Here is a 25,541-nt window from a genome sequence, read left to right on the forward strand (position 1 = left end):
CGGATCAAAGAGATGTCAGCCAACTGGGGCCAGCTGTGCCGTTCAGGGTCTCGTTGGATGCGGGCACTCTGGCGCCTCGACCCCACCCGACGCCAGGGGCAAGGCATTGGCGTGTCTGATTGACGTGATCAGCCGCCCTGTCCCAGCCGGGGGCTAAAGGGTGCGCAGGCAGGCGGCCACCTGGTGGACTTCGGCCAGGGCCTCGATGGCATCGAGGGCGTGGCGGAAGCGGGCCTCCAGCACTTCGTGGGTGATCACCACGATTTCGGCACTGCTTGCCTCGCCCGCAGCACCGGAACCCTCGCCGGCGTACTGGACGATCGACTGGATCGAGACGCCGGCCTGGCCGAAGCAGCTGCCGATCTGGCCGATCACCCCCGCCTGGTCGCTGGTGCGCAGCCGCACGTAGTTGCGGTGGGTGGTGAGGGCGCCATCCACGAGGGAGCACTGGCGCCAGTTACCCGCTGCCAGCAGGGGATCCAGTCCGCCGCCCTGGGTTCCCGAGCCGCCGCCGGTGGCCTGGCGGATGCCGGCGATGTTGAGGATGTCGGCCACCACGGCCGAGGCAGTGGGTCCGGCTCCGGCCCCTGGGCCGTAGAACATCACCTGGCCCACGGGGTCGCCCTCCACCAGGATGGCGTTGTTGACCCCGTTCACGCCCGCCAGGGGATGGCCCCGCGGCACCAGGGTGGGGTGCACGCGCACATCGAGCTGCAGCCCCGCAGCGGTGGTGTCGGCTGGCTTCGGCGGCTCACTCCCCACCCGTTGGGCCACGGCCAGCAGCTTCACCACGAAGCCGAGCCGGGCGGCGTAGTCCACGTCCCGGGCGTCGAGCTGGTGGATGCCCTCGGTGGGAATGGCCGGGCGGGGCACCGTGCCGCCGTAGGCCAGGCGCGTGAGGATGGCGATCTTGTCGGCGGCATCGCCACCTTCCACGTCAGCGGCGGGATCGGCCTCGGCGTAGCCGAGCCGCTGGGCATCGGCGAGCACCTCGCCGTAGGCGGCCCCCTCGGCCGCCATCCGGCTGAGGATGTAGTTGGTGGTGCCGTTGATGATCCCGCTCACCCGCTGGATGCGGTTGCCGCCCAGGGATTGCTTCAGCGGTTCGATGATCGGGATGCCGCCGCCCACGGCCGCCTCGATCAGCACATACACCCCCTTTTCGGCTGCCGCGGCGGCGATCTCATCTCCATGCCGGGCGATCACGGCCTTGTTGGCGGTGACCACCGCTTTGCCGGCGGCGATCGCCCGCAGGATCAGGCTGCGGGCCGGCTCCAGGCCGCCGATCACCTCCACCACGATGTCCACGGCTGGATCATCGACCACGGCCTCGGGGCAGGTGGTGAGCAGCCCTGGCGCCAGGTTGAGGGGCCTGGGCCGCTCCAGATCGCGCACGGCGATGCGGCGGAGCTGCAGGTCGGCCACCAGGGGGTGGCGGCCCTCAGGGGTGCTGAGGATGCTGGCCACACCGGCTCCCACCGTGCCCAGACCGAGCACCCGGCCTGGGGCCCTGCATCAGCTTTGAGGGATGTTGGGATCCTAGAAATCAGGCCCCCAGGGCTCCGGCCTGGGCCTGCATCAGCTTGAGGATGTTCAGAAAGCCATTGGCCCGCGAGGGCGTCAGGCTGGCCTGCAGTCCGGTGGCGGCGATGAAGCCCGGATCGATGGCGGCGGCCTGCTCGGGGGTGAGCCCCTCCATGGCCTGGATCAGCAGCGCCAGCAGCCCCTTGGTGATGGCTGCGTCGGAGTCGCCCTGCCAGTGCAGGCGGCCGTCCTGGAGCGTGCCCACCACGTACACCTGGGACACGCAGCCCTTCACCTTGAAGGCGTCGGTGCGGAAGGCCTCCGGCAGGGGCTCGAGCTTCTTGGCCAGCCAGAGCACGTACTCGTAGCGGCGCCTGGGGTCGGTGGTGCCGGCCAGGCGCGCCACGATCTGATCGAGGGCGGGGCTGCCCGTGGCCCCGGGGGTGGGCTCGGCCATTCAGTCAGCGGCGGCGACGCAGGGCCAGCATGGCGGCTGCGCCCCCACCGATGGCGCTCATGCCCAGCAGCCAGCCCGTGGAGGGCCGCAGCGCCAGCGGACGGATCGGGCGGCTTGGGGCGCTGGGTTCGAGGCCGGGCGGCGGTGTCTGGGATCCCGGCAGTTCCAGATAGTCGCGGTGGCCCGGGCCCCGGTCCACCTGAACCTCCCAGTCGGGGCTGGCCTGGCTGGGCAGGCTGAAGCGCAGGCGCCCCTCTCCATCGGTGCGGCCCACTTCGATGGGCTCGCCGCCGGGGGGCATCAGCCGAACGATGGCGTCGTCGGCGGGCTCCCCGGTGCCGAAGCGGCTCTCCAGCAGGAAGTCGTTGTTCAGGGCCTGGACCCGATCCAGGCTGCTCTCGATGGCGTGGGCCCTGGCCGGCGGAGCACTGCTGGCCGCCCCCAGAACCAGGGCCGTGGCGGCGGCGAGCGCGGGAGCCAGGCAGGACAGCGACGTGCTGGCTCGCCAGCGGGCGACACGAAGCTCAGAGGCAGCAGCCATGGGGTCCAGTGGCATGGGGGCTGAAGGCGTGGAACAACGAGGTCAGGAATCCTGCCAGCGACTGTCGCGGCTCTGGCCCGCCTGCACCATCCGCACCATCGAGCTCACCATCATCGAGAGGGCGTCGTGGGTATCACCCCGACCAGCCAGCTCGGAGGCGAGGACGCGATCGGCGGCACTCGGGGCTGTGGCGGGGGCAGACAGCTTCACAGACAAAGTCACAGAATTCGGTGTGGCCGCTGGCGAGATCTTCGCAAATCCCTCCGGCAGATGAGCTGCCTGCCGAGGCTTTGTCAAGGTTTGTCGTGACCGTCCAGATGCGGAGCAGCCGGCTCAGTCTTGCCCAGCCAGTGCAGGCCCCGCTCCGTCAGCCAGCCATCGAGGGGCACGTCCCAGGGATCCCTGGGGAGCTGGTCGCACAGGCAGCCGGAGGGCAGCACGGCCAGGGCCGGCACCCGCCGCCAGCACTCCTGGCCGCGCAGGCGGTCGTACCAGCCGCCGCCATAGCCCAGCCGCACGCCCTGCCTGTCGATGGCCAGGGCCGGCACCAGCAGCAACGCCAGGGCTTCGGGCTCCAGCCTGCCCGCCCGCTCCAGCGGTGCGGGGATGCCGCAGGCGTCAGCGGCCAGGGCCTCCCCCGGCTGCCAGGGGCGGTAGTCGAGGCGGCCGGCGGCGATGGCCGGCAGGGCCAGGTGCCGGCACCAGGTGGGGCTTGTGGTCAGCAGGGGACGCAGGTCCGGCTCCCCCGCCAGGGGCCAGTAGAGGCCCAGCCGGCCCCGCCTCGTTGCCAGGACAGGGGCTCCGCCATCCTGCGGCCAGGAGCCGGCCTGGGCCAGCAGGACCTCCAGGTGCTGCAGCAACCCTGCGCCGCAGCCGGCCAGCAGCTCTCGGCGGCGCACCCGGAAGCTCGCCCTCAGAGTCTCTTTGCCGGCGCCATGGGGCTGCTGCATCTGCCGGCCGTCTCAGCGCTGGAACCAGCCGGTGAGCGCCGCGGCCAGGGCATCGGCGGCATCATCCGGGCGGGGTGGAGTCTCCAGGCCGAGCTCCCGCATGACGGCCTCCAGCACCTCCGCTTTGTCGGCATGCCCATGGCCCGTGAGGGCCTGCTTGATCTGCATCGGCGGCAGCTCCACCACCGGCACCCGGAAACGGGCCAGGGTCATGATCACCACGCCCCGGGCCTGGACCACGGCGATCGTGGTGCTGGAGCGGTAAAAGAAGAACTTCTCCACCACGGCCAGATCGGGCCGCCAGGTGCGCAGCAACTGCCTCAGATCGCCGGCGATCTCCACCATCCGCTCGCCCTCGCTGCGCCCCGGGGCCGTGCGCACGATGCCGCAGTCCAGCAGCTGCTGCCTGGGCTGCCCTGCCGGCCCGGACTCCTCGACATCAATCACGCCGTAGCCCACCCTGGCCAGCCCGGGATCGATGCCGAGGATGCGCACAGCCGCGGCCGCCTAGGCCGCCAGGGCCAGTTCGAACTGACTGCGGTCGCTCGGTTCGGCCCGCTCGAACACCTTGCAGAACACCTTCACCACCCGATCGCCCGAGTCGATCTGTTCCAGGGGGTCCTTGCGCAGGCGGTGGCGCAGGCAGCAGGCCGCCACCCGGGCCACGTCATCGTCGTCCACTTCGGTGCGCCCCTCAAAGGCGGCCAGGGCCCTGGCCGCCCGGTTGGTCACGATGTCGCCGCGCAGGCCATCCACGTTGAGGTCGCCGCAGATGGCTGAGATGCGGATGCGCAGGTCATCGTCGATGCGCACCTGGGGGAGCCTCTGCTGAGCCTCCACCACCCTGGCCTGCAGGGCCTCCTGACGGGCCTGGACGGCGTCGTTGAAGCCATCGGGGTCCTGGTCGAAGGCGGTGCGCTGATCCACCACCTGCACCCGCAGCTCCGGATCCCGCACGGTGCGCACCTCCACGCTCATGCCGAAGCGATCCAGCAGCTGGGGCCGCAGCTCGCCCTCCTCGGGGTTGCCGGAGCCGATCAGCACAAAGCGGGCGGGGTGACGCACGCTCACCCCCTCGCGCTCCACCGTGTTCCAGCCCGAGGCCGCCGAATCGAGCAGCACGTCCACCAGGTGGTCGTCGAGCAGGTTCACCTCGTCGACGTAGAGCAGGCCGCGGTTGGCCTTGGCCAGCAGGCCGGGCTCGAAGGCCCGCACCCCCTCGCTGAGGGCCCGTTCGATGTCGATGGTGCCGCAGAGCCGGTCTTCGGTGGCCCCCAGGGGCAGATCCACCATCGGCACCTGGCGCTGCTCCACCGGCAGCTGCTCGCCGGCCTCGGCCCGCTGGCGCACCTCAGCGCTCTGGAGGTCGGGGTCCTCCGGAGAGCTGTTGTAGGGGTCGCCTTCCACCACGGGAATGCCGGGCAGCAGATCGGCCAGGGCCCGGATCGTGGTGCTCTTGCCCGTGCCCCGGTCGCCCATGATCATCACGCCGCCGATGCGCGGGTCGATCACATTCAGCAGCAGGGCCAGCTTCATCTCCTCCTGGCCCACGATGGCGGTGAAGGGGAAGACCCGGCGCTTGCGGGCTTGCGTCACGGTTGGCTGCTGGCTGGGGTCGGAGGGGATTGTTTCACAGGCAACAGGCTGAGCACCTGGGGCGGGGTGGCGTCGGCCGGGTAGATCAGGCGCACCCGCAGGTTGCGCTGGGCCCCAGGAGCCAGGCTCACCGTGCCCAGGGCCGGACCCTCCTCGCCGGCCCGCTGCACCAGGTGAAAACGACGGCGGCTGCTGGGGCGGCCCCCCGGGCCATCCAGCCCGCTCACTTCGATCGGTCCCCGGAACATCACCGCCCTGGAGGGGGTGACGTTGAAGCGCAGGCCCCCCTGGGCCTGGTCGCCCTTGATCGGCGATTCCAGGGCCAGCTGGAGTGTCACCTGGTCTGGGCTGGTGTTGCGCAGCGGCAGCGTGATGTCGTATTCCACGCCGTAGTTGCCGTGGGCGGCCCAGGCGGTGCCCGGGTAGAAGGCCTTGAGTTCGGCGGTCTGGATCTGGTCGGTGCCGAGGCGGCCCCGCTCCAGGGAGGCGATCGGCCAGGAGATCGGCGCAGAGGAGGTGCTCAGCCAGCGCTGGCCGGGATCGGTGATGGTGCCGCGCCAGGTGCTGCCGATCTGCACCCCGGCGACGCGGGAATAGATGATCCGGCCCTTTGCACCCCGGGGCGTGGGGGTGTGCTCTTTGGGGCTGAGGCCGCCATCGAGCAGCCTGGCCCAGGTGTCCGCCGGCGGCGGGGTGTCGTTGGGGCCGAAGGCGGCCAGGGTGGCCAGGCTCACCGGGCCGCTGCTCTGGAGCCGCAGCTGCAGGTTGCGGCCGTTGAGCAGGGGATCGAGGCCGCGCACGGGCAGGGGCAGCACCAGCAGGGTGCTGGGGCTGCCGGCGGGGAGGGTCCACTGGCGCGGAATCTCCGGGCTCACCGTGCGCGCCAGCAGCTCGGTGGCCACCCGGCTGCCAGGGCCTGCATAGGCCGGGCTGGTGGTTTCCGCCAGCAGCGGCGGCAGGGGCAGGAACGGCGCCCCCGCCATGGCCGGATCGAGCGACTGCGAGAGGGCGGTGGACCCCCCCAACAGGGTGAGCGTCACCGGCGCCGGCCCCCGGGGCTCGGCCACCACCGCCAGCCAGAGGGTGGAATCGAGGGCTTCCGGCTTGCCGGCATACACGTGGTGGCTGAACAGGTCGAAGCGGCCGCTGAGGGGCACATCCAGGTGGGCCTCCTGCACGGAGCGCTCGCTGCCCGCAAAGGTGGAGATGAGGATGCCGGGCCCCGTGATCAGTTCGGGGTTGTTGTCGTTCACCACCAGCACCGCATCGAGGCCGCCCGGCAGCGGCGCCACGGTCTGGGGCCGGAGCATGGGCCGGGGGGGCTCCGCCGCCGCAGGAGCGGCTGGGGCTGGGGCGGCTGGAGCTGGGGCCGGTGCTGCGGCCCCCAGGAGCAGGGCGCTGGCGCTGCTGACGGTGAGCAGGGAACGGATCAGAGAGGTCATCGTCATCGGCGGCCCACGAGGGTTTTGGCGGCCTCAGCGGCCATGGAGCGGATCAGATCGGCGGAGCGGGGGTCGTTGAACGGCCCCTTCACCATGAAGGCGGCCACGGCGCGCTGGCCGGTGGGCAGGTGGATCAGGGCGGCGTCGGAGTAGGCGATGCCGATGTCGCCGGTCTTGTTGTAGGCGGTCACGCCGAAGCTGAGCAGTTCGCTGTCGGGATCGGATGCGTCCTTGCCCAGGCCCTGGAGCAGGCCCAGGGGGATCAGAGTGTCGGTGCGGGAGGTGGCCATGATTTCGCGAAACAGATCCCGGGCCCGGGGGCTCAGTTTCTCGCCCGTGTCCACCAGGGCGATCGAGCGGGCCAGATCCCGGGCGCTGGTGGTGTTGGTGCCATCGAGATCCGGCAGCCAGTTGTTCACGACTGTGGCGGGCAGTCCGAGAGCCTGAAAGCGGGTGTTGAGGCTGGTCTTGCCCCCCAGCCGTTTGATCAGCAGGTTCGTGGCGCTGTTATCACTCACCCGGATCATCTCGGTGGCCGCCTCGAAGAATGGGAAGCGGGTGCCCACGGGCTTGCTCGCCATCCAGCCGGCACCGCCGCCCACCAGCTCCTTGGTGAGGGGCAGGGGCTCATTCCAGCGGATCTTGCCGCCATCCACGTCCTCCAGGCCCGCCAGCAAGATGGGTGTCTTGATCGAGCTGGCCGCCGGCAGGGGCTGATCCGCCGCCAGCTGGGCGAAGCGCCCATCGTCCAGCACCAGCAGAAAACCGCTGGCCTGCAGACCTTTCTGGGCCGCCGCCAGCTGGGCCCAGCTCTTGCTGAGGGCGGTGAGCTCCTGCTTCGGTTGGAAGCGTCCCGGCTTGAGCGCCTTCCCGGCTGGTGGTGCGCCCGCCGGGAGGGCGCCTGGCGTGGTGGCAGAGCCGCCAGGGGCTGAGCCCCCACTCGGGATCAAGACGGGCAGGGTGCCGTTGACCACGTAGGGGGCCAGCAGTTTCAGGCCCGTGCCGGCCAGAATTCCAAGACCCACTCCCATCACGGTGAGCCGCAGCAGCAGCCGGAGCGGTTGTCCCCACCCCGCGCGGGGGGCCTGGGGGGGTCGGCCAGCAGTCAACGCGGTTCGGAACGGGTGGCCCGACGCTAGGGGTCTGGCCCGCCCTTGCCAGCCGGGGGGATGGCGCCCTGTTGGCTGGCCCAGCGCAGCTGGCGCACCATCCCCCGCAGCAGCGCGGTGTCTTCACTGCTGGGGGTGGCGCGCTGCAGCAGGGCCCGCAGCTTGGCCATCCGCGCCCGGGCGGTGTGGGGGTAGAGGAAGCCCACGGCCAGGAGCAGAGCCTCCGCATCGCTGAGCAGATCCTCGAGCTCGCCGCGCCGGCAGGGCTCCCGGCTGGGCTGGCCTGCCGCCGGGGTTCCGCCGAGGCCCCGCCAGGCCTGCAGGGCGAGCGCCACCGCATGGGAGAGGTTGAGGGAGCGGTAGGGGGTGGCGGTGTCCAGTTGCAGCAGGCAGCCGGCCTGCAGCAGTTCATCGTTGCTGAGGCCCCGGTCTTCCCGGCCGAACACCAGCGCCACGAGCTTGTCCGCGGGCCCATCGGCCAGCCAGGTCAGGGCCGGAATGGCCCCCAGCAGCGGCAGGGGCTCCCCCTCGCCGCGACCGCTGGTGGCGACCACCCGGTGGCAGTCGGCCAGGGCTGCCGCCAGGTGGGGGAACACCCGGGCCCGCTCCAGATGGGCCACCCCGTGCACGGCCATGCGGCGGGCCTCCTCGCCGAGAGGATCGCAGCGAGGGGCCACCAGCCGCAGTTCCTGAACGTCGAAATTGGCGCAGAGGCGGGCCACGCTGCCCACGTTGAGGGGGCCGGCAGGCTCCACCAGCACCACCGCCAGCGGCGAGATCCCCTGCCGGGGAGGGCTCGCCTCGGGGGGCTGCGTCACACCAGCCCGTTCAGGTAGGCCAGCAGGTCGGCCATGGCCTGGGGTTCGGGCTGGAAGCGCGGCATCGGCGGCGTGCGGCCGCTCACCACCTGTTGGATCAGCTGGCGCTGGTTCTTGCGCTGGGACACGCCGTGCAGGTCGGGGCCCACCAGGCCCTGGGCGGCAATGCCGTGGCAGCCGCTGCAGTTGAGCCTGAACAGCTGGGCGCCGTGCTCCACCGACCCGCGCAGTTCCAGGGTCTGGCGGGTGTAGGGGTCGCGGCTGGAGGCCGGCAGCACCAGCAGAGCCACCACCACGCAGGCCGCCGCCGCCGCCAGCACGAGGGCCGCCACCAGGCCCCGGGGGATGGCGGGTTGGGCGATCTGGCCGGTCATCGAGGCGGGTGGGGGCTGCAGGACAGGAAAGCGGGTCTAGGGGAGTGGCGAGGCAGGATCAACGTTGCCATTGCCTTCCCCAACAATGGCGCTGCCCATGGGAAGATTGTGGACTGAGGCCTGTTGCGCGTCCCCATGATCGAACCCCTGCTCTGCGGCATCGTGCTCGGCCTGGTCCCCGTGACGCTGCTGGGTCTGTTCGTGGCCGCCTGGAACCAATACCGCCGCGGCAGCGCCCTCGACGCCTGACGGGCCCCAGGGCCTCAGGATGATCACGCTGGTGGAGCCGTAGCGCCGCTGCTGATCAAGGCTCCATGTCGGTGGCACGGCAGGTGCATCGTCGCTGGCGCATTCCAGCAGCAGCCTGCCGTGGCCGCTGAGCCACCCCCCTTTGGAGATGGCCTGCGCCAGGGCTGGGTACAGCCCGGCCCGGTAGGGCGGATCGGCGTAGATCAGGTCGAAGGGCTGGCCCTGGCAGCCCCGCTGCAGCCAGCGCACCACCTCGCAGCAGTGCACCTGCACCCGGCCCATGCCGGGCTCAGGCCCGCCCTCTACAACGGGCACACCGCCCAGCACCAGCTCCAGGTTGCGCCGGGCCAGGGAGGCCAGGCGGCGATCCTGCTCCACGGCCACCACCAGCCGGGCACCGCGCTGCAGGGCCTCGCAGGCCATGGCGCCGCTGCCGGTGCAGAGATCAAGCCAGCGGCAGCCGTCCAGCTCGGGGGCCAGGTGATTGAGCACGGCCTGCCGCACCCGCGACGGCGTGGGGCGGGCCTTGGCTCCAGGAGGGCTTTCGAGCTTGCGGCCGCCGCTGAGGCGCAGGCTCACGGTGTCCGCTCCACGCCACGGGCCTGCTCCAGCCACTCCAGCCAGCGCCGCAGCATCGCCTCGCCCGCCTCCGCCGACTTCTCGGGGTGGAACTGGCAGGCGGCGATCGCTCCCTGCCACACCGCCGCGCTCACCAGCTCCCCCGCCACGCTCACCCAGGCGGTGGTGCAGGCCGGGTCCAGGGGATCCGCGGCGTAGGAGTGCACGAAATAGACCCAGGCTTCAGGGGCTTCGGCGGGCAGGAGCGGACTGGCCCGGCCTGGCACCAGCGGCTCCCAGCCCATGTGGGGGATCGGATGGCCCGGCTTGCGGGGCAGGGCCCGCACCCGGCCGGGGATCAGCCCCAGGCCCCGGGAACGGCCCTCGTCACTGGTCTCGAACAGCAGCTGCAGGCCCAGGCAGATGCCCAGCAGGGGGAGTCCTGCGCCGCACCAGTGGCGGGTGGCGGCGGCGAGCCCGCTGCTCTCCAGCCGTTCCATGGCCGGATCAAAGGCCCCCACGCCCGGCAGCACCAGGCGTCACAGCCCTGCATCTGCTCGGCGGCCTGCACCGGCACCACGGCGGCCCCCAGGCGCTCGAAGCCCCGCTGCACCGAGTGCAGGTTGCCCATGCCGTAGTCGATCAGGCCGATGCGGGTCATGCCGGCTCCTGGCTCGGCAGCTCCACCGGGAGGTCTGAGGGAACGTCCATGGCGTTGAGGCTATCGATCAGCTGATACAGCCGCCCCATCCGCCGCCTGTCGAAATGAAAGCGCAGACAGGGCCGCAGAAAGCCGCGCTGATCGATGCTTTCGGCGGCCTGAATGCTGCCCTGGTCCACCAGGTCGTCGTAGCTGAGGTTCAGCTGGCGCAGCTGCTCCGCCGTGAGGGAGGCGTTGAGCAGCAGCTCCACCCGGTCCCGCTCCAGGGTGGCGGCGTGGAAGCGGCGGTAGAAGCGCTCGATCTGGGCCATGGCCGCCTCGGCGCTGTCCGTGAGAAACAGCAGGGAGGTGTCCTCCGGGGAGATCAGCCCCCGTTCCTGCATCGCGTTGAGGCTGTGCTCCTGCCAGCTGAGCCAGAAGGGGTCGTCCGGGGCGGCCAGCAGCACCAGCGGGATCGGAGGGGTGCGACCGGTCTGGATCAGCGTGAGCGACTCGAACAGCTCGTCGAGGGTGCCGAAGCCACCGGGCAGCACCACCAGGGCATCGCTCTCCCGCAGGAAGAACAACTTGCGGGTGAAGAAGTAACGGAAGTGCAGCAGCCGTCCGTCACAACTGCTCACGATCGGATTGGGATGCTGCTCGAAGGGCAGGTCCACATTGAGGCCGATGCTGCGCTCACAGCCCGCGCCCCGGTTGGCGGCCTCCATGATGCCGCTGCCGGCGCCGGTGATCACTTCAAACCCTGAGGCCACGGCGGCTTCGGCCAGCTGCTCAGCCAGCTGGTAACTGGGATCATCCAGCTCGGTCCGGGCAGAGCCGAACACCGACACCTTGCGCACATCCCGGCGAGGACGGAACACCGCCAGGGCTTCACTGATGTCAGCCAGGGTGCCTTCGACAATGCGCCAGGCCTCGGGCTCCTGCTCCTGCCGGCAGATGTCCAGAAGGGATACGAGGGCCCGGTCGATCAGGCGCCGCTGGGGATGGTTCCGGCTCACGGCCGCGATCGCATCCAGGGGGCTCAGGCCACCGGCCCTGGTGGCGGGCTGGATGGGCCCGGAACCGCTCATGGGTTGGAACTCAACACAGGGGCGAGGCCCCTGAGGGGCTCGAAGCGGGCCCGCTTCAGAGGTATTTGGAGATGGTGCCGGAGAGGGTGGTCTTGGGGACGGCCCCCACGACCGTGTCCACTTTCTGACCACCCTTGAACACCATCAGGGTTGGGATGCTGCGGATGCCGTACTGACTGGCGACGTTGGGGTTCTCGTCGGTGTTGAGCTTGAACACCTTGATCTGGCCCTCGAACTCCTTGGCGATTTCGTCCACGATCGGCGCCACCATCCGGCAGGGGCCACACCAGGGCGCCCAGAAATCCACCAGCACGGGCACGTCGCTCTTGAGCACGTCCTGTTCGAAGGAGGCGTCGGTAACGGCGGCTGCGCTGGACATCCTTGTGGTGATCGGGTTTCTGCAATCTAGCAAGGGCCGTCTGATCTCCCCTGACGAGGCCAGACAAGCGTTGCAGGGCGTTAAGGACAGAAGGCCCGGACGTGCCGGGCCGGAGGGTGTGAGGAGTGTGCGAGCTGTGAAGCCCCCACGGTTTCAAGATAGGACTTACTTGCCCATGCCCAGCTGCTGGGCCTTCTGGTACACCTTGCCCTCGGTGAGCAGGGACGGGGCCACCACCACCTCCACCTGCTGCATCTCCTTGAGGGTGCGGGCCCCCAGGGTGCCCATGGAGGTGCGGATGCAGCCCAGCAGGTTCTGGGTGCCGTCGTCGAGGCCCGCCGGACCCCGCAGGATCGTCTCGAGGCTGCCGGTGGTTCCCACCTGGATCCGGGTGCCCCGCGGCAGCACCGGGCTGGGGGTGGCCATGCCCCAGTGGAAGCCCCTGCCGGGGGCTTCGCTGGCCCGGGCGATGGGGGAGCCGATCATCACGGCGTCAGCCCCGCAGGCCAGGCACTTGCAGATGTCGCCGCCGGTGACGATGCCGCCGTCCGCCACCACCGGCACGATCCGGCCCGTCTCGGCGGCGTAGTCGTCGCGGGCGGCGGCACAGTCGGCCACGGCCGTGGCCTGGGGGATGCCGATGCCGAGCACACCGCGGCTGGTGCAGGCCGCACCCGGCCCGATCCCCACCATCACGCCGGCGGCGCCGGCCCGCATCAGCTTCAGGGCCACCTCATAGGTGACGCAGTTGCCGATCACCACCGGCACGCCGAAGTCGCGGCAGAGGGCCTCGAGATCGAGGGTCTGCTGGCCCTCAGGCCCCACGTGCTCGGTGCTCACCACCGTGGCCTGCACGAAGAACAGGTCGGCACCAGCTTCGGCGATCGCCTTGCCGAAGCGGATGGCGGCCACCGGGGTGGCGCTCACGGCGGCGATGCCGCCCTGGCCCTTGATCTCCTTGATCCGCCGGCGGATCAGGTCTTCCCGCACCGGCTGGCTGTAGAGCTCCTGCATCAGCCCAACGAACTCACTCTTGCCCACGGCCGTCATGCGGTCGAGCACGGGGTTGGGGTCGTCGTAGCGGCACTGCACCCCTTCGAGGTTCAGCACGCCCAGGGCCCCCTGGCGGGTCAGTTCCACGCACATGCCCACGTCCACCACGCCATCCATGGCACTGGCGATGATCGGGATGTCGCGCTTGATCCCCCCCAGAGTCCAGCTGCTGTCCGTCACCGAAGGGTCCACCGTGCGGCCGCCGGGCACCAGGGCGATCTCGTCGATGCCGTAGGCGCGACGGAGGGTTCGGGAGCGGCCCAGCTGGATGTCCACCGGAAACTGACGTATTGGGGTCAAGCTATCAAGTGGTCTGACGAGCTCAGCCGCCGCCAGGCAGGCCTTCAGCCGCCGCCGAGGAACGACTCCCAGCGCTGCCTGAGGCCGGCCACGAGCTCGCGGCGCTCGCTGCTGCGCAGCAGTTTGGGCAGGCCCTTGCGCAGCACCCAGATCACCCCCACCAGCTCCAGCAGGCCGGGCACGAGGGGCAGGCCGTTGAGTGCGCCGAGCAGGGAGGCGTAGATCCGCAGCACCAGCACAACCGCCACCACAGCCAGCAGGGCCGTGAGGGGTGTGCGGGACTGCTGCCAGATCCGCTGCAGCTCGCCGCTGGCCAGCCAGTCCTGCAGTTTGCCGCTGAGCAGGGCCCACTCGCCCCCCTCAGCGCCGTCGGCGTCCGCGCCCTCCAGCGGCGGCACGGTGATCGTGGCGGCGATGCTGGGATCGAGTGCGGGGCTGGGCTCCGGGGACACCCCAGGAGCTGCCGCGGTGACGCCCGCATCGGGGGGGATGGCCGCCGGCTCGGCAGGCGGGGGGCTCTCGGGTTGAGGCGGCTGCGGGATCGTCTCTGCCGAGCTGTCTGCGGCCCCGCTCTGCTCAGCCCCGCTCTGCCCAGTCTTGTTCTCCTCAGCCATGGCCCTCCGGCAACCGTGCGGTGATCGTGGTGGGGGGGAGCTTAAGCGTGGTTGCCGTGGTGGTCAGACATCAGGGATCGAGCGGCAGCTGGGCGGATCGGCTGCCCAGGGCCCGGCTGGGCAGACGCAACGGGAAACGGCCGGCCTGCAGGGCCTCCAGCAGCTGCTGGGCGATCTCCTCGGCCAGGCGGGGGCTGTGGGTCGGCGCACAGCGCACGGGGCGGTCTCGCAGCCGGAAGCTGCCCTGGGTCAGCTCGGCGTAGCTGACGCGCCCGAAGGCCGGCTTGACCCGCCTGGGCAAGGCCAGATCCAGCACCGTGGCCGCGAGCTCTGAGGCCCCGGCCGCAGCCTGGCGGGCGCCATTGAGGTGGAGCAGGGGCACCGGAGCTGCGATCGCCACCAGCAGGGCACCGCCATGGCCCTCGAAGTGAGCGGCCCGGAGCCAGCGGCGATCGAGGCCATGCAGATCCACCGCCACCGCCACGGCGGCTCCGGGGGTGGTGGCATGGCCGCTGGCCTGGCGCCGCGGGCTTGGCTGGTGGCCGCTGCCACTGCCCATCACCCAGCCGATGCTGCCGGCCACGAGCACAGGGGAGCCCGGCCCAAGCAAGCTCAGGGCGGGCATGGTGAGGCCGATGCTGCCGGCGCCACCGCAGCTGTACAGGCCTGTGGTGAAGGGGCCCAGCAGCGGGCCGAAGGGGCTGTGGCACACCCCGGGGGCGCTGCTCACCGCCACCACGCCGTTTTCGACGATGGCGCGGTGCAGCAGCAGACGTCCGGCACCGATGCGCTCCAGGTTGAGGTCGGTGTGGAGCTCCCGCCTGGGGTGCAGGGGTGTGGCCTCGCCACTGGCATCGAGGGGGAGGGTCTGCCCCGCCAGCAATCGATCCAGCACGGTGGCACCACTGAGCCGGTCGGGGTCCGCCAGGCCGCCGCCGATCGGTAGCACCAGTTCGCCGCTGCCGCCGCTGGCCAGGCCGCTGACGCCGCCCAACTGGACGCTGTGCAGCCGGATCGGCGGATCACTGGGGCCCAGGGAGAGGTGCAGGGACGCCTGGTCGGTGAACACCGCATCGGCGGCCACCACCACATCGGTGCTGGCAAAGGCCGCTTCGAGGCCCTCCTGCCGCACCAGGCGGCGGTAGGCGCTGGCACGGCGCACCCGCAGGTCGCCGCGCTGCTGCCGCTGCTGCAGCTGGGCTTCGCTTCGGATCGGTGGCTCCATGGTCGGTGGCCTCAGCGGCGGGGGTCGGTGGCCTCAGCGGCGGGCGGGGCCCCGGAACAGCGGGCACAGCTGTCGATAGGATGGGGGGTGTTGAAGGTTGCTCTGCATGGCGGATCCCACCGGACCGAACAACTCCGGTGACTCCGGCTCCAACGGTGATTCTCGGATCATCCAGACGGACCTTCGCAACGAGATGTCGCGCTCCTACCTGGAGTATGCGATGAGCGTGATTGTGGGCCGGGCCCTGCCCGATGCCCGCGATGGCCTCAAGCCCGTGCATCGCCGCATTCTCTATGCGATGTACGAACTGGGTCTCACCAGCGACCGCCCCTACCGCAAATGCGCCCGCGTGGTGGGTGAGGTGCTCGGTAAGTACCACCCCCACGGGGATACGGCCGTGTACGACGCCCTGGTGCGCATGGCCCAGGATTTCAACATGCGCATGCCGCTGGTGGATGGGCATGGCAATTTCGGTTCGGTGGATGGTGACCCACCGGCCGCCATGCGATACACCGAATCACGCCTGCAGGCCCTTACCACAGACGCTCTGCTGGAGGACATCGAAGCCGAGACGGTTGACTTTGCCGACAACTTCGATGGTTCCCAGCAGGAACCCACGGTGATGCCGGCGCGGATTCCCCAGCTGCTGCTGAATGGGTCCACGGGGATCGCCGTGGGCATGGCGACCAACATCCCGCCCCACAACCTCACTGAATTGATCGATGGCCTGCTGGCCTTGATCGAGGATCCTGCGCTCAGCGAGCAGGCCTTGATGGCCATCGTGCCGGGGCCGGACTTCCCCACCGGTGGCAGATCCTGGGCCGCCGCGGCATCCGCGAGACCTACACCACCGGGCGCGGTTCGGTGACCATGCGCGGTGTCGCCTCGGTGGAGACGCTGGAAGTCAAAGGACGTCCTGACCGGGATGCGGTGATCATCACCGAGTTGCCCTTCCAGACCAACAAGGCGTCGCTGATCGAGCGGATCGCCGAACTGGTCAACGACAAGAAGCTGGAGGGGATCTCGGACATCCGGGATGAGTCGGATCGCGATGGCATGCGCATCGTGATTGAGCTCAGACGCGATGCCTACCCCCAGGTTGTGCTCAACAATCTGTTCAAACTCACGCCACTACAGAATAATTTCAGTGCCTACATGCTGGCCCTGGTCAAGGGTGAACCAGTGGTGCTCACCCTGCACAAGATGTTGCAGGTTTTCCTCGATTTTCGAGTCGAAACGATTGAGCGGCGCACCAGATACCTGTTGCGCAAGGCAGAAGAACGCGACCATATCCTGCTCGGCCTGCTGATTGCTCTCGACAGCCTCGATGCGATCATCGCCCTGATCCGAGCGGCCGCCGACACGGCCTCGGCGCGTGCCGAATTGGTGCTTCAGTTTGGCCTCACGGAGATTCAGGCCGACGCGATTCTGCAGATGCAACTGCGCCGGCTCACGGCCCTGGAGGCCGACAAGATCCGGCTGGAGCACGAAGATCTGCTCGCCAAGATCACCGACTACAAAGACATCCTGGCCCGGCGCGAGCGGGTGTTCGGCATCATCACCTCGGAGCTGGGGGCGATCCGCAGCCGCTACCTCTCGCCGCGCCGCACCGAGATCCTCGATCTCGAAGGTGGCCTGGAAGACATCGACCTGATCGCCAACGAACGCTCGGTGGTGCTGCTGACCGAAACCGGCTACCTCAAGCGGATGCCGGTGAGTGAGTTCGAGGCCACCAGCCGGGGCACCCGCGGCAAGGCCGGCACCCGCACTCAGGGCGAGGAGGCCGTGAAGCTGTTCATCAGCTGCAACGACCACGACCATCTGCTGCTGTTCAGCAACCGCGGTGTGGTCTACGCGGTGCCCGCCTACCGGGTTCCCCTCTGCAGCCGGGCGGCCAAGGGCACGCCGATCGTGCAGATGCTGCCGATCCCGCGGGAGGAGCAGATCACCTCCCTGCAGGCCGTGAGTGCCTTTACCGAGGATGCCGTGCTGGTGATGCTCACCAGTGGCGGCTACATCAAGCGCACCCGCCTCTCCGCCTTTGCCAACATCCGCTCCAATGGCCTGATCGCCATCTCGCTGGAAGACGGCGATGACCTGCGCTGGGTGCGCCTGGCCCTGCCTGGCGACAGCGTGCTGATCGGCTCCCTCAAGGGCATGACGATCCACTTCCGTCTCAGCGACGAGGAGTTGCGCCCGCTGGGCCGCACGGCGCGCGGTGTGCGGGCCATGCAGCTGCGTGCCGGCGACCAGCTGGTGAGCATGGATGTGCTCTCGGCCGAACTGGCTGACCGGGTGGCCAACAGCAGCAGCGACGAGGAGCCGGCGGCCGATGACCTGCCGGTGGAGGTGGCTCCGAGTGAGGGGCCCTGGGTGCTGGTGGCCAGCGCCGGAGGCCTCGGCAAGCGGGTGCCTGTGGATCAGTTCCGGTTGCAGAAGCGGGCCGGCATGGGCCTGCGGGCGATCAAGTTCCGGGTGGATGGCGACGTGCTGGTGGGGCTCAAGGTGCTGGGAGCCGGCGAGGAGGTGCTGCTCGTGACCGAGCGAGGGGTGATCGTGCGCACCGAGGCCGATGCCATCCCTCAGCAGTCGCGGGCGGCCACCGGCGTGCGGCTGCAGCGGCTGGATCGGGGCGACCGCCTCGTGGAGATGGTGCTGGTGCCTCCCGCCCTGGAGGACGAGGAGGAGCTGGCAGAGCCCGGCACGGAGCAGGCCACCTCTGCTGACGCCGCTTCCGAGCTGGTGGACGCTGCTGAATCAGAGGGCGGCGACCAGGAGCTGACCTGATGCTGGGGGCCATGGCTCTACCGCTGGCGGCGGAGCCAGCCGAGGGCGCCCTCTGCGCTGAGGTGCTGGTGCTGGGGGCTGGACCGGCCGCCTGGCGATCGCTGCGGCGCTGGTCGAGCAGGGGGTGGCGGTGGCGCTGCTCTGCCCCGGCGATCCCCAGGCCGCCTGGCCCAACACCTATGGGGTCTGGGGCGATGAGGTGGATGCGCTCGGGCTGGGGCACCTGCTGGAGCACCGTTGGCAGCACACCGTGAGCTACTTCGGCCCCGGATCCCCCGATGCCGCCGACTCCGCCAACGCCCCCACGCCGCACAGGCGTGACTACGGGCTGTTCGACAAGCAGAAGCTCCAACACCACTGGCTGGAGCAGCTCCGCCGCGGCGGCGTGCCCTGGCATCGCGGTGAGGCGGTGGCCGTTGAGGTCGCGCAGAACCTTGAGCCGGGCCGTGCCGGCGCCCCCCCGGGGAGCTGCAGCGTGGTGACCCTGGCCAGCGGTGAGGTGCTGCGGGCGCGGCTGGTGGTGGATGCCAGCGGCCATGGCAGCGCCCTGATCGGTCGCCCCAGCGATGGACCGGTGGCCGGCCAGGCCGCCTATGGCGTGGTGGGGCGGTTCACGGCTCCCCCGGTGGAGCCCGGCCAGTTCGTGTTGATGGACTTCCGCTGTGACCATCTCCCCCTTGAGCAGCGCCAGCAGCCGCCCACGTTTCTCTACGCGATGGATCTGGGCGACGGCCGTCACTTCGTGGAAGAGACCTCCCTGGCCCTGGCGCCGCCGCTGTCGTTTGACACGTTGCGGCAGCGACTGCAGCTGCGCCTGGCCCATCGGGGCCTGGCCATCCGTGCCGTGGAGCACGAGGAGTTCTGCCTGTTTCCGATGAACCTGCCGCTGCCGGATCTGCAGCAGCCCCTGCTGGCCTTCGGCGGCGCGGCCGCCATGGTGCATCCGGCCAGTGGCTACCTGGTGGGGGCGTTGCTGCGCCGGGCTCCCGAGCTGGCTCAGGCCCTGGCCGGGGCTCTGGCCGATCCCGCCGCCTCCCCCGCCAGCCTGGCGGCCGCCGGCTGGCAGGCCCTCTGGTCCCAGCCCCTGCGCCGCAAGCATGCGCTGTATCAGTTCGGCCTGGAGAAACTGATGCGCTTCCCCGAGCAGCGGCTGCGCCAGTTCTTCGCCACCTTCTTCGCCCTGCCCAACGAGCAGTGGCATGGCTTTCTCACCAACACCCTGAGCGTGCCTGAGCTGGTGGCGGCCATGGTGCGTCTGTTTCTCACGGCGCCCCCGGGCGTGCGGCTGGGCCTGATGAACCTGCAGGGGCGGGAGCTCGCCCTGCTCGCCCGCCTGCTGCGCCCCTAACAGGTCCCCGGTCGTTCAGCTGGGCCCTTCAGCCTGGCGGGGCCAGCCAGTCGGCGGCATTCAGCTCCGGCAGCAGGGCGTCCTCGCGCTGCACCGCCTCCAGCCAGCCCGGTGGCAGCTCGGCGCCGCTCTCGATCGCATTGAGCAGCCGCCAGAAGCGGTCGAGGTGGCGTTCGATCCGCTCCTGCGCCAGCTCGGTGGTGGTGCCGGCCCGCAGGATGAAGCTCCAGTCGGAGCTCTGGGCGAGCAGCAGCTCCCGCCCCGCCTGGGTGAGCAGCTGGCGGTGCAGCTGGCTGCCCACCCCCTGGCCCACGCGCCGCACCATGGCCCGAGAAGCGCGCTGCCATTGCGGCACCACCCAGGCATTGGCGGGGTTGAGCCAGTAGTTGTGATAGCCGCCCTCCCCCCAGCTACTGGGGGAGGGGCGCACCACCTGCAGCGGCCGTGCCTGGGCCAGCACCTCCCGCAGGGTCACCAGCTGCACGCCCATGGCGGCGGCCTGGCGGAACAGGCCGGCCAGGAACTGGGGCCCCTCAAACCACCAGTGGCCGAACAGCTCCGCATCGAAGGGCGCCACCAACAGCGGGGTCTGCTGCATCGACCGCGCCAGATCCACCAGCTCCCGCCTGCGGCCCCGCAGGTAGTCGCGGGCATGCTCCTCCACCTGCTCCAGGGCGGCCGCGGGCTCGTAGGGCTGTTTCTGATCCAGGCGACTGCCCCGCTGGCTGACGCGGTGCAGCTTCAGGCCCAGGGGCCTGCGGCTGGTGATGCCCTCGCCCCGCAGCAGGTCCTCGTCCAGATCCCAGCCGAGGTCGCGGTGGAATTCCCGGTAGACGCTGTCGCCGGGGTAACCCTCGCGGGCGCTCCACACCGGCAAGGTGGCGTTGCCGTCGCGGCCGAAGAAGGCCACCCCCGCCGGACTGCAGATCGGGGCGAACACGCCGTAGCGCGGGCGGGGCAGGCCGTGCAGCAGGCCGTGGCCATCCAGCACCGAATAGCGCAGGCCCACGGCCGCCAGCTGCCGGTCGAGGTCCTCGTAGTAGGCGCACTCCGGCAGCCAGATGCCCAGAGGGGCCTCCCCCAGCTGGCGCCGGTGCTCGCGCACGGCATTGATCAGCTGGGCACGCACGGCCTCCGGCACCTGCCGCAGCAGGGGCAGGTAGCCGTGGGTGGCGCCGCAGGTGATCAGGTCGAGCACCCCCAGCTGTTGCAGCCGGCGGAAGCGGGCCACCAGATCGCCCCCGCAGGCCTGCCACTGCGCAGTCACACCCTGAAGCTGCTCAGCCAGAGCGGTGGCGGCGCCGCGCAAGTGCCGGGGCGCGTGCTCAAGCAGCCGCAGGCGCACAGCCAGCCAGCCGCTGAAGCGGGCATTGAGCTCGCCATCGGCCATCAGGCTGAGCAGGGTGGGGGAGAGCCCCAGGGTGAGCCGGGGGTGCTGGGCCGGATCGGCCGCACCGGCCTCGAGGCTGGCCAGCAGCGGCAGGTAGCACTCCTGCAGGGCCTCGAAATACCAGTCTTCCTCCAGGGAGCCCGGCTCGCTGGAGCGCACGTAGGGCAGATGCGCGTGCAGAACAAGGGCCAGTTCCCCAGTGGCCATGGCCTGACTGCGAGATTGGCACTGTAGATGCAGTCTCTGTTGCACCCCTCTCAGCGGTCCTAGGGTTTTTTGATGGAGAACCCGCTCGGCGCCCGGTTTGAACCGCGACTGCGGCAGCTGGTGCTGGCCGTGGACGGCCACAGCATGTTCTACGCCCAGCAGAAGCTGGGCTGGTTCTTTGATCCGCGCCGGCTGCTGGTGCATGCCGCGGCCCAAGCGGGTCTGGAGCTGGCGGGTGCCTTCTGGTATGCGGGGCTCAAGGACCCCTCCGACCAGCGCCCCTTCCGCGATGCCCTCACCAGCCTGGGGTTCACGGTGCGGACCCGGCCCCTGCGGGAGCTGACGCCCCCGGACTCCCCGCGCAGGCCTGCCGAACCCAGGTCGCTTGAGCCACGGCCTGCGGAGCCCAAGCAGTTCGTGCGCGCCAATCTCGACGTGGAGGTGGCCGTGGATCTGATGATGGTGGCGCCGCGCACCGATGAGGTGTGGCTGCTCAGCGGCAGCCGCGATCTCGACCGGCTGGTGGAGGTGCTGCGGGCCCAGGGGCTGCGCATCACCCTGATCAGCACCGAGGGCATGGTGGCGCGGGAACTGCGCAATGCCGCCGACGGGTTTGTGGATCTGTCCAGCCTGCGGCCCGTGCTGGAGAAGGCCGAATCACTGCAGCAGCCGGTGTTCCTGCGCAACTGAGGGGGCCGGCGCCCTGCCAGCCCATACAATGCATTAACTCATAGTCACTACGGATAGAGCCGCCGTTATGGCCCGCGACCCAGGCCGTGTCCTGATCTTCGACACCACGCTGCGCGATGGCGAGCAGTCTCCCGGTGCCAGCCTCAACCTGGAGGAGAAGCTGGCCATCGCCCAGCAGCTGGCCCGCCTCGGTGTGGACATCATCGAGGCCGGCTTCCCCTTCGCCAGCCCCGGCGACTTCAACGCGGTGCAGCGCATCGCCGAGAGCGTCGGCAGCGCCGAGGGGCCGGTGATCTGCGGCCTGGCCCGCGCCGCCGCCGGCGACATCAAGGCCTGCGCCGATGCGGTGGCCCCCGCCGCCCGCCGCCGCATCCACACCTTCATCGCCACCAGCGACATCCACCTCGAGCACAAGCTGCGCAAGAGCCGCGCTGACGTGCTGGCGATCACCGCCGAGATGGTGGACTATGCCCGCTCCCTGGTGGACGACGTGGAGTTCTCCTGCGAGGACGCTGGGCGCAGCGACCCCGCCTTCATGTATGAGGTGATCGAGGCCGCCATCGCCGCCGGCGCCACCACGATCAACATTCCCGACACGGTGGGCTACACCACTCCGGCCGAGTTCGGCGAGCTGATCGGCGGCATCAACGCCCACGTGCCCAACATCGACCAGGCCGTGATCTCCGTGCATGGCCACAACGACCTCGGCCTGGCGGTGGCCAACTTCCTCGAGGCCGTCAAGAACGGCGCCCGCCAGCTCGAGTGCACGATCAACGGCATCGGTGAGCGGGCGGGCAACGCCTCCCTGGAGGAGCTGGTGATGGCGCTGCATGTGCGCCGCGCCTACTTCAATCCCTTCCTGGGGCGCCCGGCCGAGAGCGGCGAGCCGCTCACGGCGGTGCGCACGGTGGAGATCACCAAGACCTCGCGGCTGGTGAGCAACCTCACCGGCATGGCGGTGCAGCCCAACAAGGCGATTGTGGGCGCCAATGCCTTTGCCCATGAGTCTGGAATCCACCAGGACGGCGTGCTCAAGAACCCGCTCACCTACGAGATCATCGACGCCCGCACCGTGGGCCTGGCGGACAACCGCCTCTCCCTGGGCAAGCTCAGCGGCCGCAGTGCCTTCCGCGCCCGCCTGGAGGAGCTGGGCTACGAGCTCGACCGGGATGATCTCGACGATGCCTTCGCCCGCTTCAAGGAGCTCGCCGATCGCAAGCGCGAGATCACCGACCGCGACCTCGAGGCGATCGTGAGCGAGCAGGTGCAGCAGTACGACGAGGGGCGCTTCAGCCTCAAGAGCGTGCAGGTGAGCTGTGGCACGGGCCTGCAGCCCACCGCCACTGTGACCCTGCTCACCGCCGACGGCGCCGAGATCAGCGAGGCCGCCATCGGCACCGGACCGGTGGACGCCGTGTGCCAGGCGCTCAACAATCTGGCCCGGGTGCCCAATGCCCTGGTGGAGTTCTCGGTGAAGAGCGTCACCGAGGGGATCGATGCCATGGGCGAGGTGACGATCCGGCTGCGGCATGACGGGGTGCTCTATTCCGGCCATGCCGCCGACACCGACATCGTGGTGGCCTCGGCCCAGGCCTTCGTGAATGCCCTCAACCGGCTGGTGTCGGGGAGCCAGAGCCAGCCGCTCCATCCCCAGAAGGCGCCCCTGCCCCAGCTCGGCGATCTGCCCCTGGCCGATCGGCCCAGGGTGTAGGCGATGGGCTCAACCTCTGCCGGCCAGGGCCGTTCGCTGCTCACCTCCGCCCTGCAGCTGGGATTGCTGCTGCTGGTGGCCCTGGCCATGCTGGTGCCGCTGCTGTGGCTGGTGAGCACCTCCCTGAAGGGTCCCGCCGAGAACATCTTCACCAGCCCGCCGGCCCTGCTGCCCGCCGAACCCAGTCTGGAGGCCTACGGGCGGCTGTTCGCCGACAACCCCATGCTCACCTATCTGCTGAACAGCACGGTGGTGAGTGCCCTGGCGGTGCTGGCCAACCTGCTGTTCTGTTCCCTGGCGGCCTACCCCCTGGCCCGCCTGCGCTTCGCGGGCCGGGGCCTGGTGCTGGCCCTGGTGGTGGCCACGATCCTGATCCCCTTCCAGGTGGTGATGATCCCCCTCTACCTGCTGATGGTGCAGATCGGCCTGCGCAACACCCTCTGGGCCCTGATCATTCCCCAGGCCGCCACCGCCTTCGGCATCTTCCTGCTGCGCCAGAGTTTCCTGGGCGTGCCGGTGGAACTGGAGGAGGCGGCCCGCAGTGATGGCTGCACGCCCGTCGGCGAATGGTGGAACGTGATGATCCCAGCCGCCCGGGCCGATCTGATCACCCTGGCGATGTTCGTGTTCATCGGCACCTGGAGCGACTTCCTCTGGCCCCTGGTGATCCTCGATGAGCCCAGCCTCTACACCCTGCCCCTGGGCCTGCAACAGCTGGCCAGCAGCTTCTCGCTCGACTGGCGCCTGGTGGCGGCGGGGGCGGTGGTGTCGATCCTGCCGGTGCTGGCCCTGTTCATCGGCCTGCAGCGCTACATCCTGCCCAGTGCCAGTGGCGATGCGGTGAAGGGCTGAGGCAGGCGAGCCTGGCGTTCAGGGCTGGGGCGTTTCCGGTGCCGCCGGTTCCGGGCTGGCCGGGGGGGTGACGGGCGGCGGCGGTGCCGTGGGTCTGGCGGTCGAGCTGGGGGCGGCTCTCTGTTTGATCCGGCCCAGTTCAGCCTTGAGGGCTGCGGCTTCAGCACTGAGCACCTCGATGCGGGAGGAGTTGCGCTCCACCACCTGCAGCCGCTCCACGGTGGAGCGCAGCTGCTCCTCCAGCCCGGTGGTGCGATCCAGGGCACGGCTGTTTTCCAGCCCCTGCAGGCGTTCCTGCAACTCAAGGATCTGCACGCCCTGCTGGCGCGTCTTCCCCACCATCACCAGGAACAGCACGGCCAGCAGCACCGTGCTGCCCGCCTGCAGCCAGTTCACCCAGTCGGGCAGCTGGGGCAGGGGCCGGATTTTGGAAGCCGAAGCACCCGGGAACGGGGCCATCGAGAACGTCTCCTGCTGAGGATGGACCGCGCCAGCAATCCTGCCGGATCGGCCGGGTGATTGCATCTTCTCAGGGGGAAGGCGGTCCGGACCAGCTGTTGATCGATGCCCCCTGGGTAGGTTGCGACCAACTGACCGTTCCGGGGCCATGACCATCCTCGTGACCGGCGGCGCCGGCTACATCGGCAGCCACACCGTGCGGGCCCTGCAGCGCTCCGGCCAGCCCGTGCTGGTGCTCGACAACCTGGTGTATGGCCACCGGGCCATCGCCGAGCAGGTGCTGCAGGTGCCCCTGGCGATGGGGCAGCTGGGTGATCGGTCCCTGCTCGATGCCCTGCTGCAGGGCTCCCATCCGCAGCTGCCGGCTGGGCCGGTGCGGGCCGTGCTCCACTTCGCCGCTTACGCCTACGTGGGCGAGAGCGTGGTGGATCCCGCCCGCTACTACCGCAACAACCTGGGCGACACCCTGGTGTTGCTGGAAGCGCTGCACGCCGAGGCCCAGCGCCGCGGCCAGCCGATCCCGCTGGTGTTCAGCTCCACCTGCGCCACCTACGGCATCCCCGCTGCCGATCAGATTCCAATCAACGAGCGCTGCCCCCAGGCGCCGATCAACCCCTACGGCCGCAGCAAGTGGATGGTGGAGCAGCTGCTGGCTGACTTCGGCGCCGCCTACGGCCAGCCCAGCGTGATCTTCCGCTACTTCAACGCCGCCGGTGCCGATCCCGCCGCCGACATCGGCGAAGACCACGACCCCGAAACCCACCTCATCCCCCTGGTGCTCGAGGCCCTGGCCGGCCGCCGCACGGGCCTTCAGGTGTTCGGCCGCGACTACCCCACCCCCGACGGCACCTGCATCCGCGATTACATCCACGTGGGCGACCTGGCCGCCGCCCATGTGCTCGGCCTGGAGCGGCTCCTCGCCCAGGGCGGCCAGCACACCTACAACCTCGGCACCGGCAGCGGCTATTCCGTGCAGCAGGTGATCAACGCCGCCTGCGAGCTCACCGGCTGCAACCTGCAGGTTGTGGACGCGCCCCGCCGCCCGGGGGATCCCGCCGAGCTGGTGGCCGATGCCTCCCTGGCGATGGCGGAGCTGGGCTGGACGCCGCAGCGCTCCGATCTGGCCACGATCCTTGCCGACGCCTGGGCCTGGCACCAGCGCCGCCGCGGCTGAGGC

General features: G+C 70.2%; 23 protein-coding genes and 4 pseudogenes. 7 read left to right on the plus strand and 20 right to left on the minus strand.

What is annotated here, in order from left to right; genetic code table 11:
• Nucleotides 1-153 precede the first annotated feature (153 nt).
• From IQ220_RS01080 to IQ220_RS01130, 11 genes are all read right to left on the minus strand, one after another.
• On the minus strand, nt 154-1,497 hold the full coding sequence (locus IQ220_RS01080; RefSeq protein WP_193912891.1) for a homoserine dehydrogenase: 1,344 nt from the start codon (nt 1,495-1,497) through the stop codon (nt 154-156).
• Nucleotides 1,498-1,546: 49 nt separating this feature from the next.
• Nucleotides 1,547-1,981 carry a SufE family protein gene (locus IQ220_RS01085; protein ID WP_193912893.1) on the minus strand — a complete coding sequence of 145 codons (435 nt, stop codon included), beginning with the start codon at nt 1,979-1,981 and terminating at the stop codon, nt 1,547-1,549.
• A gap of 4 nt (nt 1,982-1,985) precedes the next feature.
• The gene (locus IQ220_RS01090; protein ID WP_193912895.1) at nt 1,986-2,522 is read right to left on the minus strand and encodes a hypothetical protein; all 537 of its coding nucleotides are present in this window, start codon (nt 2,520-2,522) and stop codon (nt 1,986-1,988) included.
• A gap of 42 nt (nt 2,523-2,564) precedes the next feature.
• Nucleotides 2,565-2,732, minus strand: coding sequence for a hypothetical protein (locus IQ220_RS01095; protein ID WP_193912897.1), 168 nt, complete (start codon nt 2,730-2,732; stop codon nt 2,565-2,567).
• Between the two features lie 83 nt (nt 2,733-2,815).
• Nucleotides 2,816-3,472, minus strand: coding sequence for a 5-formyltetrahydrofolate cyclo-ligase (locus IQ220_RS01100; protein WP_186697007.1), 657 nt, complete (start codon nt 3,470-3,472; stop codon nt 2,816-2,818).
• Nucleotides 3,473-3,484: 12 nt separating this feature from the next.
• A complete protein-coding gene (gene ruvC / locus IQ220_RS01105) occupies nt 3,485-3,967 on the minus strand; it encodes a crossover junction endodeoxyribonuclease RuvC (RefSeq protein ID WP_186697006.1) in 483 nt (160 codons plus the stop codon).
• A 12-nt stretch (nt 3,968-3,979) separates the two neighbouring features.
• A complete protein-coding gene (bchI, locus tag IQ220_RS01110; RefSeq protein WP_186697005.1) occupies nt 3,980-5,068 on the minus strand; it encodes a magnesium chelatase ATPase subunit I in 1,089 nt (362 codons plus the stop codon).
• Nucleotides 5,065-6,510 (minus strand): DUF3370 domain-containing protein, encoded by a 1,446-nt coding sequence (locus IQ220_RS01115; RefSeq protein WP_193912898.1) that lies wholly within the window; start codon nt 6,508-6,510, stop codon nt 5,065-5,067. Before IQ220_RS01115 ends, bchI begins: the two co-directional genes overlap by 4 nt.
• Nucleotides 6,511-6,512: 2 nt before the next feature.
• Nucleotides 6,513-7,541: a serine hydrolase gene (locus IQ220_RS01120; protein WP_370566313.1), complete on the minus strand. Its 1,029-nt coding sequence runs from the start codon at nt 7,539-7,541 to the stop codon at nt 6,513-6,515.
• Nucleotides 7,542-7,645: 104 nt separating this feature from the next.
• On the minus strand, nt 7,646-8,437 hold the full coding sequence (locus tag IQ220_RS01125; RefSeq protein ID WP_370566300.1) for an RNA methyltransferase: 792 nt from the start codon (nt 8,435-8,437) through the stop codon (nt 7,646-7,648).
• Nucleotides 8,434-8,811 (minus strand): cytochrome c, encoded by a 378-nt coding sequence (locus IQ220_RS01130; RefSeq protein WP_193912900.1) that lies wholly within the window; start codon nt 8,809-8,811, stop codon nt 8,434-8,436. The genes IQ220_RS01125 and IQ220_RS01130 overlap by 4 nt, the downstream gene beginning before the upstream one ends.
• Before the next feature lie 135 nt (nt 8,812-8,946).
• Between IQ220_RS01130 and petG the strand changes: the two genes are divergently transcribed.
• On the plus strand, nt 8,947-9,060 hold the full coding sequence (gene petG / locus IQ220_RS01135; RefSeq protein ID WP_186700639.1) for a cytochrome b6-f complex subunit V: 114 nt from the start codon (nt 8,947-8,949) through the stop codon (nt 9,058-9,060).
• Nucleotides 9,061-9,138: 78 nt separating this feature from the next.
• Here the strand turns inward: petG and IQ220_RS01140 are convergent.
• From IQ220_RS01140 to IQ220_RS01170, 7 genes and pseudogenes are all read right to left on the minus strand, one after another.
• Nucleotides 9,139-9,675, minus strand: a pseudogene (locus tag IQ220_RS01140) (RsmD family RNA methyltransferase); the annotation flags it as partial.
• A pseudogene (gene hisH, locus IQ220_RS01145) lies at nt 9,636-10,279 on the minus strand (imidazole glycerol phosphate synthase subunit HisH). The pseudogenes hisH and IQ220_RS01140, both read right to left, overlap by 40 nt.
• Nucleotides 10,276-11,349 carry an LOG family protein gene (locus IQ220_RS01150; RefSeq protein WP_193912902.1) on the minus strand — a complete coding sequence of 358 codons (1,074 nt, stop codon included), beginning with the start codon at nt 11,347-11,349 and terminating at the stop codon, nt 10,276-10,278. Before IQ220_RS01150 ends, hisH begins: the two are co-directional and overlap by 4 nt.
• A 55-nt stretch (nt 11,350-11,404) precedes the next feature.
• On the minus strand, nt 11,405-11,728 hold the full coding sequence (gene trxA, locus IQ220_RS01155; protein WP_186697001.1) for a thioredoxin: 324 nt from the start codon (nt 11,726-11,728) through the stop codon (nt 11,405-11,407).
• 165 nt (nt 11,729-11,893) lie between these two features.
• On the minus strand, nt 11,894-13,057 hold the full coding sequence (locus tag IQ220_RS01160; RefSeq protein WP_193913155.1) for a GuaB3 family IMP dehydrogenase-related protein: 1,164 nt from the start codon (nt 13,055-13,057) through the stop codon (nt 11,894-11,896).
• A 68-nt stretch (nt 13,058-13,125) separates the two neighbouring features.
• Nucleotides 13,126-13,695: a CAAD domain-containing protein gene (locus IQ220_RS01165; RefSeq protein WP_193912904.1), complete on the minus strand. Its 570-nt coding sequence runs from the start codon at nt 13,693-13,695 to the stop codon at nt 13,126-13,128.
• A 70-nt stretch (nt 13,696-13,765) separates the two neighbouring features.
• A complete protein-coding gene (locus IQ220_RS01170) occupies nt 13,766-14,920 on the minus strand; it encodes a homocysteine biosynthesis protein (protein WP_193912906.1) in 1,155 nt (384 codons plus the stop codon).
• A 106-nt stretch (nt 14,921-15,026) separates the two neighbouring features.
• Here IQ220_RS01170 and gyrA point away from each other — a divergent pair.
• Nucleotides 15,027-17,707: pseudogene (gyrA, locus tag IQ220_RS01175) on the plus strand (DNA gyrase subunit A).
• Between the two features lie 11 nt (nt 17,708-17,718).
• A pseudogene (crtL, locus tag IQ220_RS01180) lies at nt 17,719-19,055 on the plus strand (lycopene beta cyclase).
• A 28-nt stretch (nt 19,056-19,083) separates the two neighbouring features.
• On the opposite strand, the gene IQ220_RS01185 reads toward crtL, so the two are convergent.
• On the minus strand, nt 19,084-20,652 hold the full coding sequence (locus IQ220_RS01185; RefSeq protein ID WP_193912908.1) for a glycoside hydrolase family 57 protein: 1,569 nt from the start codon (nt 20,650-20,652) through the stop codon (nt 19,084-19,086).
• 72 nt (nt 20,653-20,724) lie between these two features.
• Here IQ220_RS01185 and IQ220_RS01190 point away from each other — a divergent pair, with 72 nt between their 5' ends.
• The 3 genes from IQ220_RS01190 to IQ220_RS01200 all read left to right on the plus strand — a co-directional run bounded on the left by IQ220_RS01190 (nt 20,725) and on the right by IQ220_RS01200 (nt 23,905).
• Complete coding sequence (locus IQ220_RS01190) at nt 20,725-21,342, plus strand: NYN domain-containing protein (RefSeq protein ID WP_193912911.1); 618 nt, start codon at nt 20,725-20,727, stop codon at nt 21,340-21,342.
• Between the two features lie 67 nt (nt 21,343-21,409).
• Nucleotides 21,410-23,053 (plus strand): 2-isopropylmalate synthase, encoded by a 1,644-nt coding sequence (locus tag IQ220_RS01195; RefSeq protein ID WP_193912913.1) that lies wholly within the window; start codon nt 21,410-21,412, stop codon nt 23,051-23,053.
• Nucleotides 23,054-23,056: 3 nt separating this feature from the next.
• Nucleotides 23,057-23,905, plus strand: coding sequence for a carbohydrate ABC transporter permease (locus IQ220_RS01200; protein WP_186696992.1), 849 nt, complete (start codon nt 23,057-23,059; stop codon nt 23,903-23,905).
• Nucleotides 23,906-23,923: 18 nt separating this feature from the next.
• Here the strand turns inward: IQ220_RS01200 and IQ220_RS01205 are convergent, their stop codons facing one another.
• Nucleotides 23,924-24,364: a hypothetical protein gene (locus IQ220_RS01205; protein WP_193912915.1), complete on the minus strand. Its 441-nt coding sequence runs from the start codon at nt 24,362-24,364 to the stop codon at nt 23,924-23,926.
• Nucleotides 24,365-24,512: 148 nt separating this feature from the next.
• Here IQ220_RS01205 and galE point away from each other — a divergent pair, with 148 nt between their 5' ends.
• Nucleotides 24,513-25,538: a UDP-glucose 4-epimerase GalE gene (gene galE / locus IQ220_RS01210; RefSeq protein WP_193912917.1), complete on the plus strand. Its 1,026-nt coding sequence runs from the start codon at nt 24,513-24,515 to the stop codon at nt 25,536-25,538.
• Nucleotides 25,539-25,541: the final 3 nt, after the last annotated feature.

This window comes from Cyanobium sp. LEGE 06113, from assembly GCF_015207615.1.

What these genes read in the sequence shown, in the direction of transcription:
- IQ220_RS01085 (WP_193912893.1), bottom strand. Translation starts at nt 1,981, where the DNA reads ATGGCCGAGCCCACCCCCGGGGCCACGGGCAGCCCCGCCCTCGATCAG.
- IQ220_RS01090 (WP_193912895.1), bottom strand. Translation starts at nt 2,522, where the DNA reads ATGGCTGCTGCCTCTGAGCTTCGTGTCGCCCGCTGGCGAGCCAGCACG.
- IQ220_RS01100 (WP_186697007.1), bottom strand. Translation starts at nt 3,472, where the DNA reads ATGCAGCAGCCCCATGGCGCCGGCAAAGAGACTCTGAGGGCGAGCTTC.
- IQ220_RS01115 (WP_193912898.1), bottom strand. Translation starts at nt 6,510, where the DNA reads ATGACCTCTCTGATCCGTTCCCTGCTCACCGTCAGCAGCGCCAGCGCC.
- IQ220_RS01120 (WP_370566313.1), bottom strand. Translation starts at nt 7,541, where the DNA reads ATGGGAGTGGGTCTTGGAATTCTGGCCGGCACGGGCCTGAAACTGCTG.
- IQ220_RS01130 (WP_193912900.1), bottom strand. Translation starts at nt 8,811, where the DNA reads ATGACCGGCCAGATCGCCCAACCCGCCATCCCCCGGGGCCTGGTGGCG.
- petG (WP_186700639.1), top strand. Translation starts at nt 8,947, where the DNA reads ATGATCGAACCCCTGCTCTGCGGCATCGTGCTCGGCCTGGTCCCCGTG.
- IQ220_RS01150 (WP_193912902.1), bottom strand. Translation starts at nt 11,349, where the DNA reads ATGAGCGGTTCCGGGCCCATCCAGCCCGCCACCAGGGCCGGTGGCCTG.
- trxA (WP_186697001.1), bottom strand. Translation starts at nt 11,728, where the DNA reads ATGTCCAGCGCAGCCGCCGTTACCGACGCCTCCTTCGAACAGGACGTG.
- IQ220_RS01165 (WP_193912904.1), bottom strand. Translation starts at nt 13,695, where the DNA reads ATGGCTGAGGAGAACAAGACTGGGCAGAGCGGGGCTGAGCAGAGCGGG.
- IQ220_RS01170 (WP_193912906.1), bottom strand. Translation starts at nt 14,920, where the DNA reads ATGGAGCCACCGATCCGAAGCGAAGCCCAGCTGCAGCAGCGGCAGCAG.
- IQ220_RS01185 (WP_193912908.1), bottom strand. Translation starts at nt 20,652, where the DNA reads ATGGCCACTGGGGAACTGGCCCTTGTTCTGCACGCGCATCTGCCCTAC.
- IQ220_RS01190 (WP_193912911.1), top strand. Translation starts at nt 20,725, where the DNA reads ATGGAGAACCCGCTCGGCGCCCGGTTTGAACCGCGACTGCGGCAGCTG.
- IQ220_RS01195 (WP_193912913.1), top strand. Translation starts at nt 21,410, where the DNA reads ATGGCCCGCGACCCAGGCCGTGTCCTGATCTTCGACACCACGCTGCGC.
- IQ220_RS01200 (WP_186696992.1), top strand. Translation starts at nt 23,057, where the DNA reads ATGGGCTCAACCTCTGCCGGCCAGGGCCGTTCGCTGCTCACCTCCGCC.
- IQ220_RS01205 (WP_193912915.1), bottom strand. Translation starts at nt 24,364, where the DNA reads ATGGCCCCGTTCCCGGGTGCTTCGGCTTCCAAAATCCGGCCCCTGCCC.
- galE (WP_193912917.1), top strand. Translation starts at nt 24,513, where the DNA reads ATGACCATCCTCGTGACCGGCGGCGCCGGCTACATCGGCAGCCACACC.